The organism is Pseudomonas sp. LH1G9, from assembly GCF_002949975.1.
Lineage (GTDB): Bacteria > Pseudomonadota > Gammaproteobacteria > Pseudomonadales > Pseudomonadaceae > Aquipseudomonas > Aquipseudomonas veronii.
The window spans coordinates 2,670,308-2,683,297 of record NZ_CP026880.1 but is presented as its reverse complement, the minus strand read 5'-3'; the positions used below and the strand labels follow the sequence as shown (position 1 = coordinate 2,683,297).

Sequence of the window (12,990 nt, the reverse complement as noted above, 5' to 3'; positions counted from 1 at the left end):
TGCCTCACCTGCACGGTGGCTGACATGAAACGCGAAACCGTCAGTGTGATCATCCTCACCTACAACGAAAGCCTGCATATCGCCCGCGCGATCGAGTCGGTGCGCGCCTTCAGCGACGAAGTGCTGGTGGTCGACTCGTTCTCCAGCGACGACACCTGCGAGATCGCCCGGCGCCACGGCGCCCTGGTGGTGCAGCACGCGTTCGTCAACCAGGCCAAGCAGTTCCAGTGGGCGCTGGATAATTTGCCGATCACCGGTAACTGGACGATGCGCCTGGATGCCGATGAAATCATCGAGGCCGATCTGGCGGCGCAGATCAACACGCGGCTGCCGACGCTGGACCAGGGCATCACCGGCATCAATTTCAAGCGCAAGCATATTTTCATGGGCCGCTGGGTGCGCCATGGCGGCCGCTACCCGTTGAAGATGCTGCGGCTGTGGCGCACGGGGCAGGGGCGCATCGAAGATCGCTGGATGGACGAGCACATCTCGGTGGCCGAGGGTCGCACCATCACCCTGGAGGGCGGGTTTGCCGATCACAACCTGCACGACTTGACGTTCTTCACCCACAAGCACAACCAGTACGCGACCCGTGAAGCGATTGAGATCATCAACTCGCGCCTGGGGTTGTTTGCGGTGCGCCATGAATTGAATGAGGGCCACAGTTCGTTCCAGGCCAAGCTCAAGCGCCTGGTTAAAAACCGGGTGTATAACCGCGTGCCGTTTACCTTGAGTTCGACGGCGTACTTCCTCTGGCGCTACATCGTTCAACTGGGTTTTCTCGATGGCCGCAGCGGCCTGGTTTATCACTTGCTGCAAGGTTACTGGTACCGCTTTCTGGTGGGCGCCAAGGTGCTTGAACTGGAAACCGCGATCGCTCACTTAGACGATAAGGACTCAATCGTCCGCGAACTTTCAAAGTTGACCGGACATAACTTGACGCTGCCCATACCGAAATAACTGACCGTTTTTAACAAACACCCAAGTTCGGGTGTCGGCCTTCGCTCGCCTATTATTTGGGAGATAGACATGAAAAAAGTCGCGCTTATTACCGGGATTACCGGGCAGGATGGTTCTTACCTGGCGGAACTGTTGCTGGAAAAAGGCTACGTCGTGCATGGCTTGAAACGCCGCTCTTCGTCGTTCAATACCCAGCGCATCGATCACATTTACCAAGACCCCCAAGCCCTGCATAAAAACCTGATCCTGCATTATGGCGACCTGGCGGATTCGTCCAACCTGACGCGCATCATCCAGCAGATCCAGCCGGACGAGATCTATAACCTCGGCGCCCAATCCCACGTGGCCGTCAGCTTCGATTCGCCGGAATACACCGCCGACGTAGACGCCCTCGGCACCTTGCGCATCCTCGAGGCCATCCGTCTGCTTGGCCTGGAAAAGAAGACCCGCTTCTACCAGGCCTCCACGTCCGAGTTGTACGGGCTGGTGCAGGAAACCCCGCAAAAGGAAACCACGCCGTTCTATCCGCGCTCGCCCTATGCCGTGGCCAAGCTGTATGCCTACTGGATCACCGTGAATTTCCGCGAAGCCTACGGGCTGTATGCCTGCAACGGCATCCTGTTCAACCACGAGTCGCCCCGTCGTGGCGAAACCTTTGTCACCCGCAAGATCACCCGCGCCTTGACCAACATCGCCCTGGGCCTGGAGCAATGCCTGTACATGGGCAATATGGACGCCTTGCGCGACTGGGGTCATGCCAAGGACTACGTTCGCATGCAGTGGATGATGCTGCAGCAGGACAGCCCCGAAGACTTCGTGATCGCCACCGGGGTGCAGTATTCGGTGCGCGATTTCATTCGCTGGTCGGCGGCGGAACTGGGGCTGCGCTTGCGCTTTGTCGGCGAGGGCGTGGAGGAAGTCGGGGTGGTCGAGCACATCGACGGCGACCTGGCGCCCGGCATGCTGGTGGGTGACGTGATTGTGCGGGTGGACCCGCGTTACTTCCGCCCGGCGGAAGTCGAGACGCTGCTGGGCGACCCGTCCAAGGCCAAACAGAAGCTGGGCTGGGTGCCGGAAATCAGCGCCCAGCAGATGTGTGCGGAGATGGTCCGCGAAGACCTGCAAATCGCGCGGCGCCATGCGTTGCTGCGCCTGCACGGCCACGATGCGCCGATTGCCGTGGAGAACTGAGCATGGCACGTGATCTGAACGCACGGATCTTTGTCGCCGGCCATCGCGGTATGGTCGGCTCGGCCATCGTGCGCCGCCTCTGGGCCTTGGGTTATACCCAGATCCTCACCGCCGGCCGCGATCGACTGGACCTGTTGGACCCGGCGGCCGTGCACGCGTATTTCGCCGAACAACGGGTCGACCAGGTGTACCTGGCGGCCGCCAAGGTCGGTGGGATTCACGCCAACGCCACGTACCCCGCCGATTTCATCTACCAGAACCTGATGATCCAGGCCAATGTGATCCACGCCGCCCACACTCATGGGGTGTTCAAGTTGTTGTTCCTCGGATCGTCGTGCATCTACCCGGTGCTCGCCGCCCAGCCGATGACCGAGCAGGCGCTGCTTGCCGGCTCGCTGGAACCGACTAACGAACCCTACGCCGTGGCCAAGATCGCCGGCATCAAGTTGTGCGAAAGCTACAACCGCCAGCACGGGCGCGATTACCGCAGTGTGATGCCGACCAACCTGTACGGCCCGGGCGACAACTACCACCCGCATAACAGCCATGTGATCGCCGGCTTGCTGCGCCGTTTCCACGAGGCGGTACAGCGCGGTGACGAAGAAGTGCTGATCTGGGGCAGCGGCGCGCCACGGCGCGAGTTCCTGCATGTGGATGACATGGCGGCCGCCAGCGTGCATGTGATGGAACTCAGCCAGGAGGGCTATGGCGAACACACCGAGCCCATGCGTTCCCACGTCAACGTCGGCACCGGCGTGGATTGCACCATCCGCGAACTGGCCGAGGCGCTGGCCCGGGTCACGGGCTTCAAGGGCCGTTTGCGGTTCGATACCAGCAAACCCGACGGTGCGCCGCGCAAGTTGCTCGATGTCAGCCGTATCAACGCCCTCGGCTGGGAAGCCTACGTGCCGTTGGAGGAGGGGCTGCGCGATGCCTACAACGCGTATCTCGCGGCCCTCGAACAGCCTCGGGGCCATTAATGAAGATCCTTTTGTATGGCATCAACTACAGCCCCGAGCTGACCGGCATCGGCAAGTACAGCGGTGAACAGGCGCGCTGGCTCGCCAGCAAGGGCCACGCGGTGCGGGTAGTCACGGCGCCGCCGTATTACCCGCAATGGCAGGTCGGCGAGGGCTACTCGGCGTGGCGTTTTCGCACCGAACAGGTCGACGGCGTGACGGTGGTGCGCTGCCCGTTGTACGTGCCGCGCAAGCCCACGGCGCTGAAGCGCTTGCTGCACCTGATCAGCTTTTCCGCCAGCTCGTGCCTGGCGGTATTGGCGCAACTGCGCTGGAAGCCGGACCTGGTCATCCTGGTGGTGCCGACCTTGTTCTGCGCGCCCCAGGCCTTGTTGTTGGCCAGGCTGTGTGGCGCCAAGTCCGTGCTGCATATCCAGGATTATGAAGTCGATGCGATGTTCGGCCTGGGCCTGGGCGGCAGCCCGTTACTGCGGCGACTCGCGTGGGGCGTGGAGCGCGGCTTGCTGCGGCGCTTTGACCGGGTCTCGACGATATCCAGCGGCATGCTGGAGAAGGCGGCCGGCAAAGGCGTCGAGGCGCAGCGCCTGCTGTTCTTTCCCAACTGGTCGGAGACCGAGCGTTTCCTCGACGTACCGCGCAACAGCGGGCTGCTGGAACGGCTCGGCGTGCCGGCGGGAAAGCGGGTGCTGTTGTACTCGGGCAACATCGGTGAGAAGCAGGGGCTCGAACTGATCCTCGATGCCGCCCAGGCTCACGTCCATCGCCCGGAGCTGGTGTTTCTGATCGTCGGCCAGGGCGCCGGCCAGGCCCGCCTGCTGCAGCGCGCACACAGCGAGGGCCTGCATAACGTGGTCTTCGCCCCGTTGCAGGCCTATGAAGACTTGCCTGCGCTGCTGGCCTCGGCGGACGTCCACCTGGTGATCCAGAAACGCGGCGCGGCGGATTCGGTATTGCCCTCCAAGTTGACCAACATTCTGGCCGTCGGCGGCAATGCAATCATCACCGCTGACCCCGACACCACCCTTGGCCGGCTGTGCGACGAGCATCCGGGCATTGCCGTGCGGGTCGAACCCGAATCGGTCAGCGCCCTGAATGCAGGGATCGAGCGGGTGCTGGCATTGCCTGTGCGCAACGTAGTGGCGTTGAACTACGCCGCGGATTTTCTTGATAAAGAGCGTGTCCTCCAACGCTTTATGGCACAGGTCTGACGCTTATGTGGCTTGATTTACCGACCTTCAATACGGTCGTGATGTCGACGCCGTTGGTGGCCATCGACTTGATCGTGAGGAAACCCAACGGCGATACGTTGCTGGGCTTGCGGATCAACCGGCCGGCCTATGGCTTCTGGTTCGTCCCCGGCGGGCGCATCCAGAAAAACGAAACCCTGGATGACGCCTTCCGCCGCCTGACCCACGAAGAACTCGGCCACACCTTCGAACGCGCCGATGCGCAGTTGCTGGGCGTGTTCGAGCACTTCTACGACGACAGCATCTTCGCCAACGCCGGGAACGGCCCGGACACCCACTACGTGGTGCTGGGTTATTGCCTGACCCTTGCCGAGAATCAGGTCCTGGAACCGCCCACCGAGCAGCATCGGCACTACCGCTGGTGGCCGCTGGATGAGCTGCGCTACAGCCCACGTGTACACGAGAACACCCGTGCCTATTTCTGACCCTCTATCGAAGGACGCGTTCATGTTATTACCGGTGATCTTGGCGGGCGGTTCGGGTTCGCGCCTGTGGCCGCTCTCGCGGCAACTGAACCCCAAACAGTTCTTGCGCCTGACCCATAAAAGCCTGTCGATGTTGCAGCAGACCATCGGCCGGCTGGAGGGCGCGGATGTCGCCTTGCCGCAAGTGATCTGCAATGAGCAGCACCGTTTTCTGGTGGCCGAACAATTGCGTCAATTGGGCATGGAGCAGGCGAGCATCCTGCTCGAACCCATGGGGCGCAATACCGCGCCAGCGATTGCGCTGGCGGCCTGCAAGGCGCTCGACGAGTCCCGCGACCCGATCCTGCTGGTGCTGGCGGCGGATCATCTGATTGAAGATGTTCCTGCGTTTCATGCCAGCCTCGCGGTGGCGCTGCCGCTGGCCGAGGCCGGCAAGCTGGTGACGTTCGGCATCACGCCGACCAGCGCGCACACCGGGTACGGCTATATCGAGCAGGGCGAGGCGGTGGGCGAGGGCGGGTATGCGGTGAAGCGTTTCGTCGAGAAGCCGGATGCCGCCACCGCTGCCGACTACGTGGCGCGGGGCGATCATTACTGGAACAGCGGCATGTTCATGTTCCGTGCCAGCCGTTACCTGGACGCCTTGGCACGCTTGCAGCCGGCGATTCTCACGGCCTGCCGTGCGGCGTTGGCCGCGGGGAGCCAGGATCAGTTGTTCACCCGGGTCGATGAGGCGCTATTCGCCGCCTGCCCGGACGACTCCATCGATTATGCGGTGATGGAAAAAACCAGCGACGCGATCATGGTGCCGTTGCAGGCCGGTTGGAGTGATATCGGTTCCTGGTCGGCGTTATGGGAAGCCAGCGAGAAAACCGACGGCGGCAACGTGCTGCAGGGCGATGTGCTGCAACTGGATACCCGCGATACCTACGTGAACGCCGACAGCCGCCTGGTCGCCACGGTGGGCGTGCAGGACCTGATCATCGTCGAAACCAAGGACGCGGTGTTGGTGGCGCACAAGGACCAGGTGCAGCAGGTCAAGGGCATTGTCGACCAACTCAAGCGCGACGGGCGTCATGAGCACCTCAACCATCGTGAGGTCTACCGGCCCTGGGGCATGTATGACGCCATCGACAGCGGCCACCGCTACCAGGTCAAACGCATCACCGTGAAGCCCGGCGCCAAGCTGTCGGTGCAGATGCATCATCACCGTGCGGAGCACTGGATCGTGGTCAGCGGTACGGCCAAGGTCACCAATGGCGAACAGACGTACCTGGTCTCGGAAAACCAATCGACCTACATCCCGATTGGCCAGGTGCATGCCTTGGAGAACCCTGGCGTGATTGCGCTGGAATTGATCGAAGTGCAGTCGGGTTCTTATCTGGGCGAGGACGATATTGTGCGTTTCGAAGACAAGTACGGCCGGGCCTGAGGTTTTCCGACAATTAATAACATTTGCTCCGATGTTAAACCGCCAGCCTTGTTAGTTTCGCGGCCTCAACGTGTTGATACACGGGGGCTGGCTTCGAGAAATGTTATTTTCGAACGAATACGTTCAACTTTCCGGGTAATGAGCGGGCTGGTGCGTTGTTTACTTGAGTGGCACTATCAAGGTGTATTTCAGCGGCACCCGCTCGTTTGCTAAATGCTCACTATCGATAAGGAGTCTGATATGAGAAAACAACTGGCTATTATTGTGCTCAGTCTCTTGAGTACTTCTGCCATGGCTGCCGAGTTGCCGCTTGGCCTGAGTACCGCGGTGGTCGGCTCTGTGACGGTGGGGGAAACCCTGCTGGTCGGCGCGGCCCTGGTCGCGGGCGTCGCCGCCGCGTCCAGCAGCGGTGGCAGCGCCAATGGAGGCACCACCACAGGCACCACTGGCACCACGGGTACCACCGGTACCGGCAACTAACAGAACGCCTTCCGCTTTATAAGACTGCTTGGAAACCCCTCCCAAGTAGTCTTTTTTTCTTGTCGTTTATCGCGAGTGTCTTAGCACTATGATGCGTATTTTTTCTGTGGCGGTCGTGGCCTCCGCATTGTTACAAGGCTGCATGTTTGCGCCCGGTCAATATATGGACACCGAGGCAATGACCAAGGAGGGCGGTGCTGAAAGCAGTCGCGTGGAGTTGATCCCGATTACTCCAAAGTTGCTGGCCATGGACGCGGCGACTCAAGTCTCTTATGCGCTTCCCAAAGAACTGCTCGATTATAAACCCGGGCCCTATTTGATCGGCCCAAATGATGCGTTGTACATCACGGTCTGGGACCATCCGGAATTGACTGCGCCTTCCGGTCCGCAGCAGCAAATCGATGCCAACGGGCGCCTGGTCAACCCCGACGGCAACCTGTTCTACCCCTACGTGGGCGAAGTGGTTGCCAAGGGCCGCACCCTCGCGGCGCTGCGCAGTGAAATCACCGATAAGCTCCGTCAGTACATCGACAGCCCCCAGGTGGATATCAGTGTGCTGCGTTTTGCCAGCCAGCGAGTGGTGATCACCGGGGCAGTGCTCAAGGCTGGGCCTGTACCGATCACCACCACCCCGATGAGCGTCATGGAGGCCATCGGTGCTTCCGGCGTCGATCCGATCAATGCCGACCTCTCGAACCTCACGCTGACCCGCGGCGGCAAGCGCTACACACTCGACCTGGACACGTTCAATCTCAACCCGTCGCGCTTGAACGATATCTACCTCAAGGACGGTGACCAGTTGTACCTGCCCTACAACGACCGCAAGCGCATCTATGTGATGGGCGAGGTCATGCAGCCCCGCGCGTTGAGTTTCAAGACACGCAGCATGAACCTCACGGATGTGTTGGGCTCGGTGGGCGGCATCAACCAGAACACCTCGAACGCCGATGCGATCTACGTGATCCGCGGCGCACAGAACCTGGACACGCAACCGGCCAAGGTCTTCCATCTGCAAGCCGGCTCCCCGGCAGCCATGGCCCTGGCCACGCGCTTCGATGTGCAGCCCCAGGACGTGGTGTTCGTCGGCCCCGCCAATATCACCCGCTGGAACCGGGTCATCAGTCAGTTGATACCTTCCGCCTCGATCATCGGTACCGGTGCTTCCACCCAAAACAACCTGAGCGAAGCCAACAGCCGATAAGGGTGGAACCTGCGTGAACAGTGTGAAAACCGGTATTTACGTGTGCCTTGCGTGGCTGTTGTGCGGCTGCAATCCACTGATGCAGGCCTCGCTCGATACCTTCAAGGCGGCCGTCGTCGGGCCTGCGCCATTGGCGCTGAGCCAGGCCCAGGTGGACGCCGTGCCGTTTCCCCAGATCAAAGTGACCACGGTGTCCAGCGAAGGCGTGATGGCGTTGATTCGCCAGCGCGACGACCTGCAGTTCTGGGTCGCCTCCGGCAAACAGGTGCTATTGATGCGCGATGGCCTGGTGGTGCGTACCGTTGGCCTCGGCACTGATCTGGATGGCACGCGCTGGCAAGGGCAGTCGCCGTTCCAGCAGGGGCTGCACCGCGTGCCGGACGGCTACCGCAGCAGCCGGCAGATCGACCTGGTGGATGGCTATCGCGTCGGCATCACCGTCACCAGCCGCCTGACCCGCGAGGGCATGGAGACGCTCGAGATCCTCGACAAGCCTTACACCTTGTTGCGCGTCGATGAGGACATCGAAGCCCAGGCCCTGGGGTTTCGTGCGCGCAACCGTTATTGGGTCGACCCCACTGACGGCTTCATTGTGCAAAGCGAACAGCACCTCAGCCCGCGCCTCACGTTGAAAATCACCCAACTGCAACCCGCCCGCAAGGAGGCCCGATGACCGCCCGCAAACGATGGGCGCTGGCGCTGTTGTGGAGTTGTGCCAGTGCATGCCACGCCGCCCTGACGGTGAGCGGCCAAGTCCTGCACCCCGGGCCGATCGCCCTGCCGCCCGAGGCGCGCTTGCTCGACGCGATCATCGCGTCACAACCGGATGCCCAGGGCTATTGGCTGGCGGCGGCCTGGCTGCACCAGCCATTGATCGAGCCCCAGGCCCGGCTCAAAGCCGGCGTGCTGTTTGACCTGGATACGTTGCGCCAGGCGGCCTTGGCCGCCGGGTACGACAGCCGGGCCGACTTGGCGGCGCGCGTTTATCGACAGGTGCAGGCCTTGCCGGTGACCGGCCGGCAACGCGCGATGCTGGACCCGGTGGCGGTGGAGGTCGGCTTTGCGCCCAACCTGCGGGTCAGCGAGGGCGATCGACTGATCTACCCGCCCAGGCCGGCAGGTGTGCGCGTCCTGGGCGCGGTCGCGCAGCCTTGCACCCTGGCGTTCCAGCCGATGCGGGCGGCACGCGATTACCTCGACGAATGCCCGGCGGTGGCGGGGGCCGACGTCGACTACCTGTGGCTGATCCAGCCCGACGGCCTGGTCACGCGCCTGGGCATTGCCCCCTGGAACCGCGAGACGGCGGCCGCGCCTGCACCGGGCAGCACGCTGCTGGTGCCGCTGCGCAGCGACGACCTGGAACCGCCCACCCCTGAGCTGAACCAACAACTGGCCGAGTTTCTTGCCACCCAACCCCTGGCTGAGGTCACGCCTTGAAATTATGTATTGCAGCCGTGCTGCTGGTGCCCTGTGGCGTCGCGCACGGCGATCCGCGTTACACCCAGAGTGATTTTGGCGGGGTCGGGCTGTTGCAAACCCCGACCGCACGCATGGCCCCGGCCGGCGAACTCAGCGTCAATGCCAACCGCACCGAACCTTACAGTCGCTACAGTTTTTCCGCGCAACCGCTGGACTGGCTCGAAGGCACCTTTCGCTACACCGCCATCACCAACCGCCCCTATGGCCCCGAATCGTTCAGTGGCAGCCAGAGCTACAAGGACAAGGCCGTCGACGCCAAAGTGCGTCTCTACGAGGAAAGCCACTGGTTGCCCCAGGTCGCGCTGGGGATGCTCGACCTGGGCGGCACCGGGCTGTTTTCCAGCGAGTACCTGGTGGCCAACAAGCGTTATGGCGAATTCGATTTCAGTGCGGGCATCGCCTGGGGTTACCTGGGCAGCCGGGGCGATTTTGGCAACCCGCTGGGCGCACTGAGTGATCGCTTCAACGAGCGGCCCACCGCCGAAGGTTCCGGCAATTTCTCCAACGGTTACTTCCGCGGCCGGCCCGCGCTGTTTGGCGGCGTCGCCTACCAGACACCCTGGGCGCCGTTGAGCCTCAAGCTGGAATACGAGGGCAACGACTACCAGAACGAGCCTCGAAACAACCATCTGCGCCAGGACTCGCCGGTCAACCTCGGGCTGGTTTACAAGGTGGCCGACTCCGTCGACCTGAGTGCCGCGTGGGAGCGCGGCAACACGGCGATGTTCGGTATCACCCTGCACACCAATTTCGTCAGCCGCAAGGCGCCGGTCAAAACCTACGACCCGCCGGCCCCCAAGCTGCCCGCCCAGGCGCCGAGCGTCGCGATGGATCAGGTGGATTGGGCCGCGGTGTCCAAGCGTTTGCAGGACAATGCCGGCTATAACGTGCAGCGTATTGCCCAGCGCGGCCCTGAGTTATTGGTGTATGGCGAGCAGCAGCGCTATTTCTACAGCGCCAAGGCCGTGGGTCGCGCCAGCCGTATCCTGGACGACAGCGTCAATGACCAGATCAGCTGGTTCACCCTGGTGAGCGAGCGGTACGCCATGCCGATCGAAGAAACCAGCGTGCCCCGCGAGACGTTTCGCGAGGTGGTCAACCAACGCGAGCCCCTGCAGACCCTGCATCGCCAGACCGAAGTCAACCCGCCCAGCGCCCCGGCGCAAACGCTGCTTTACACCCAAGCGCCCAAGCCCTTGAGCTACGGCGTCGGGCTGGGTTACAAGCAGAACGTCGGCGGGCCGGATGGCCTGCTGTATCAGATTTCCGCCGACCTCGACGCCGAATACCGCTTCACCCGCAACACCTGGTGGAGCGGCCTGCTCAGCGTCAACCTGCTGAACAACTACGATGGCTTCACCTACGACGCGCCCAGCGGCTTGCCGCGCGTGCGTACCGATCTGCGCAAGTACATGACCAGCTCTGACGTGACCGTGCCGACGTTCCAGCTCAACCACGCGGTGCGACTGGATCAGGACCTGTATGGCATGGTCTACGGCGGGTTGCTGGAATCGATGTACGCCGGTGTCGGCAGTGAGGTGCTGTACCGGCCGATGGGCCAGCGCTGGGCCTTGGGCGCCGACCTGAACTACGTGCGCCAGCGCGGGTTCGAACAGGACTTCAGCCTGCGCGACTACCGCACGGTCACGGGGCATATCACCGGCTACACCGACTTGCCGTTCAACACACAGGGTGCGCTGAGTGTCGGTCGCTACCTGGCCCGGGACTGGGGCGCCACCCTGGACTTGTCGCGCGAGTTCAACAATGGCGTGCGGATTGGCGCCTGGGTCACCCGCACCACCGCGTCAAAAGAAGCCTTTGGCGAAGGCAGCTTCGACAAAGGCCTTTACCTGTCAATTCCCTTTGATGAGCTGATGAGCCTGTCGACGATGCGCCGCGCCAATCTGGTGTGGGCACCGCTGACCCGCGATGGCGGCGCGCGCCTCAATCGCGCGTATTCGCTGCATACGATGACTGATGGCCGCGACAGTGACCTGTTCTATCGGAACTTCGAGAAGATCACTGAATAGACAAGGAAAGGGGGACCTGAAGTCCCCCTTTGTTTGCCTCAGTAAATGTCTTTGGACAGCAGTGTGAACGGCGTTTTCAGCAGGATCTTGATGTCCAGCCACAGTGACCAGGTGTTGATGTAGCGCAGGTCGATGTCGACGCGCTTTTGCATCTTCTCCAGGGTCTCGGTCTCGCCCCGGCACCCATTGACCTGCGCCAGGCCCGTGATACCGGGCTTGATACGGTGGCGCGCCATGTACGCGTGAATCTTCCCTGAGTAGTAGTCATTGTGCGCAACCGCATGGGGTCTTGGACCGACCAGGGCCATGTGCCCTTGCAGCACGTTGAACAACTGCGGCAGTTCATCGATGGACGTGCGGCGCATGAAACGCCCCACGGGGGTGATGCGTGAATCGTGGCGGCTGGCCTGGCGTACTTCGTGGTCGTCATGCACGCGCATCGAGCGGAACTTCCAGACCTTGATCACCTGACCGTTCCAGCCGTGACGGTCCTGCTTGAAGATCACCGGGCCGGGGGAGGTCAGTTTGATCAGCACGGCGAACAGCAACAGCAGCGGGCTCAGCAGGATGAGCGCGAGCAAGGCCACGCTTTTGTCCAGCAGCGACTTGCTCAGTGCGGCGGTCGGACGGCTGGTCAGCGGGCTTTCATTGAGGAAAATCGCCGGCAGGCCGTCCACCTCGGCCACGCAGTGATTGAGCAGCAGCATGTTGTTGAGGTCGGGGACCCAGATGACGTCGACGCTGATCTCCAGCAGGTTGATGTACAGCGCCTCGATATGGGTGGCTTCCTGCAGCGAATGGGTGATGTACAGCCTGCGGATGCCGTGCTGCCGGATCAACTGCGGGAGGTCCGGCAGCTCGCCGAGTATCTGCGATTGCACGCCCGGGGCTGCGGTCGCCGTGGCGCCGACGAGGCCGACCAGCGGTGAGCGTTTTTGCCGGGAAAGTGTTTTCGCCAGGTCGGCAGCAAGTTTACCGGTACCCACGATCAGCGATTTATGTCGCTCGTGAAGTTGCCCGTGGTAATAGCGGGAAAGACTGTGGATAGGGATGTAACAGAGCGCCAGCACGGCATAACTAATCGCCGCCCACAGTAGCAGGATTTCGACGGGGAACAACGCGTTAGCATTGCAGGCGATACCCACCGCAACCAGTATCAGCAGGGTAAGTAACCAGCCCATGAAGAGTCGGCCCAGTCCCACTGCGTAATCATCTTTCTTGCTGTAGACGTCACATAACATATAGGCCGGGATCGAGGCCAATATGCTAAAGGCAGCCAATACCCGGTAGGGATATTCCAGCTGGCCAGTCTTTAAAATAACCAATGCAAATAACAGTGTGACGACCAAACTTGACGCCAGCGTCCACTGTCCCCAAAAGGTCAGACCTTTGGGTGTTAGGTTACGATGCATTCTCCGGTTATTCAGCATACTACTGCTCCCAGTGGTGACCACTCATGGTGGCAGGCTTAAGCGAGGCGTGGCATTGAAACAGCCAAATAGACAGGCACGCGTAGGCGCGCACAGATTGATATTAATCAACGGCAGGGGGCAGTAGCTGACGAG

At 61.8% G+C, this 12,990-nt stretch carries 12 protein-coding genes; 11 read left to right on the top strand and 1 reads right to left on the bottom strand.

Translation table 11 applies throughout. From position 1 onward, the window contains the following. Nucleotides 1–24: 24 nt before the first annotated feature. The 11 genes from C5F70_RS12250 (at nt 25) to C5F70_RS12200 (ending at nt 11,425) form a co-directional block, all read left to right on the top strand. A complete protein-coding gene (locus C5F70_RS12250) occupies nt 25–960 on the top strand; it encodes a glycosyltransferase family 2 protein (RefSeq protein ID WP_046488486.1) in 936 nt (311 codons plus the stop codon). Between the two features lie 69 nt (nt 961–1,029). After that, entirely contained in the window at nt 1,030–2,151 is a 1,122-nt protein-coding gene (gmd, locus tag C5F70_RS12245) for a GDP-mannose 4,6-dehydratase (RefSeq protein ID WP_046383834.1), read from the top strand. Between the two features lie 2 nt (nt 2,152–2,153). Continuing rightward, nucleotides 2,154–3,131: a GDP-L-fucose synthase gene (locus tag C5F70_RS12240; RefSeq protein WP_104903418.1), complete on the top strand. Its 978-nt coding sequence runs from the start codon at nt 2,154–2,156 to the stop codon at nt 3,129–3,131. Then, nucleotides 3,131–4,339, top strand: a complete 1,209-nt coding sequence (locus C5F70_RS12235; RefSeq protein ID WP_102617937.1) for a glycosyltransferase WbuB — start codon at nt 3,131–3,133, stop codon at nt 4,337–4,339. The genes C5F70_RS12240 and C5F70_RS12235 overlap by 1 nt, the downstream gene beginning before the upstream one ends. Nucleotides 4,340–4,344: 5 nt before the next feature. Further along, nucleotides 4,345–4,803, top strand: a complete 459-nt coding sequence (locus C5F70_RS12230; RefSeq protein ID WP_104903417.1) for a GDP-mannose mannosyl hydrolase — start codon at nt 4,345–4,347, stop codon at nt 4,801–4,803. Nucleotides 4,804–4,825: 22 nt separating this feature from the next. Further along, nucleotides 4,826–6,235 (top strand): mannose-1-phosphate guanylyltransferase/mannose-6-phosphate isomerase, encoded by a 1,410-nt coding sequence (locus C5F70_RS12225; RefSeq protein WP_046383830.1) that lies wholly within the window; start codon nt 4,826–4,828, stop codon nt 6,233–6,235. Nucleotides 6,236–6,475: 240 nt separating this feature from the next. Beyond that, on the top strand, nt 6,476–6,715 hold the full coding sequence (locus C5F70_RS12220; RefSeq protein WP_046383829.1) for a hypothetical protein: 240 nt from the start codon (nt 6,476–6,478) through the stop codon (nt 6,713–6,715). An 88-nt stretch (nt 6,716–6,803) separates the two neighbouring features. Further along, a complete protein-coding gene (locus C5F70_RS12215; protein WP_079443579.1) occupies nt 6,804–7,916 on the top strand; it encodes a polysaccharide biosynthesis/export family protein in 1,113 nt (370 codons plus the stop codon). Nucleotides 7,917–7,929: 13 nt separating this feature from the next. After that, complete coding sequence (locus C5F70_RS12210; RefSeq protein ID WP_104903416.1) at nt 7,930–8,589, top strand: YjbF family lipoprotein; 660 nt, start codon at nt 7,930–7,932, stop codon at nt 8,587–8,589. After that, complete coding sequence (locus C5F70_RS12205) at nt 8,586–9,353, top strand: capsule biosynthesis GfcC family protein (RefSeq protein WP_104903415.1); 768 nt, start codon at nt 8,586–8,588, stop codon at nt 9,351–9,353. Before C5F70_RS12210 ends, C5F70_RS12205 begins: the two co-directional genes overlap by 4 nt. Next, nucleotides 9,350–11,425 carry a YjbH domain-containing protein gene (locus C5F70_RS12200; protein WP_104903414.1) on the top strand — a complete coding sequence of 692 codons (2,076 nt, stop codon included), beginning with the start codon at nt 9,350–9,352 and terminating at the stop codon, nt 11,423–11,425. The genes C5F70_RS12205 and C5F70_RS12200 overlap by 4 nt, the downstream gene beginning before the upstream one ends. A gap of 38 nt (nt 11,426–11,463) precedes the next feature. Here C5F70_RS12200 and C5F70_RS12195 read toward each other — a convergent pair whose 3' ends face one another. Then, nucleotides 11,464–12,855: an undecaprenyl-phosphate glucose phosphotransferase gene (locus C5F70_RS12195; protein ID WP_104903413.1), complete on the bottom strand. Its 1,392-nt coding sequence runs from the start codon at nt 12,853–12,855 to the stop codon at nt 11,464–11,466. Nucleotides 12,856–12,990 lie beyond the last annotated feature (135 nt).

What these genes read in the sequence shown, in the direction of transcription:
- C5F70_RS12250 (WP_046488486.1), top strand. Translation starts at nt 25, where the DNA reads ATGAAACGCGAAACCGTCAGTGTGATCATCCTCACCTACAACGAAAGC.
- gmd (WP_046383834.1), top strand. Translation starts at nt 1,030, where the DNA reads ATGAAAAAAGTCGCGCTTATTACCGGGATTACCGGGCAGGATGGTTCT.
- C5F70_RS12240 (WP_104903418.1), top strand. Translation starts at nt 2,154, where the DNA reads ATGGCACGTGATCTGAACGCACGGATCTTTGTCGCCGGCCATCGCGGT.
- C5F70_RS12235 (WP_102617937.1), top strand. Translation starts at nt 3,131, where the DNA reads ATGAAGATCCTTTTGTATGGCATCAACTACAGCCCCGAGCTGACCGGC.
- C5F70_RS12230 (WP_104903417.1), top strand. Translation starts at nt 4,345, where the DNA reads ATGTGGCTTGATTTACCGACCTTCAATACGGTCGTGATGTCGACGCCG.
- C5F70_RS12225 (WP_046383830.1), top strand. Translation starts at nt 4,826, where the DNA reads ATGTTATTACCGGTGATCTTGGCGGGCGGTTCGGGTTCGCGCCTGTGG.
- C5F70_RS12220 (WP_046383829.1), top strand. Translation starts at nt 6,476, where the DNA reads ATGAGAAAACAACTGGCTATTATTGTGCTCAGTCTCTTGAGTACTTCT.
- C5F70_RS12215 (WP_079443579.1), top strand. Translation starts at nt 6,804, where the DNA reads ATGATGCGTATTTTTTCTGTGGCGGTCGTGGCCTCCGCATTGTTACAA.
- C5F70_RS12205 (WP_104903415.1), top strand. Translation starts at nt 8,586, where the DNA reads ATGACCGCCCGCAAACGATGGGCGCTGGCGCTGTTGTGGAGTTGTGCC.
- C5F70_RS12195 (WP_104903413.1), bottom strand. Translation starts at nt 12,855, where the DNA reads ATGCTGAATAACCGGAGAATGCATCGTAACCTAACACCCAAAGGTCTG.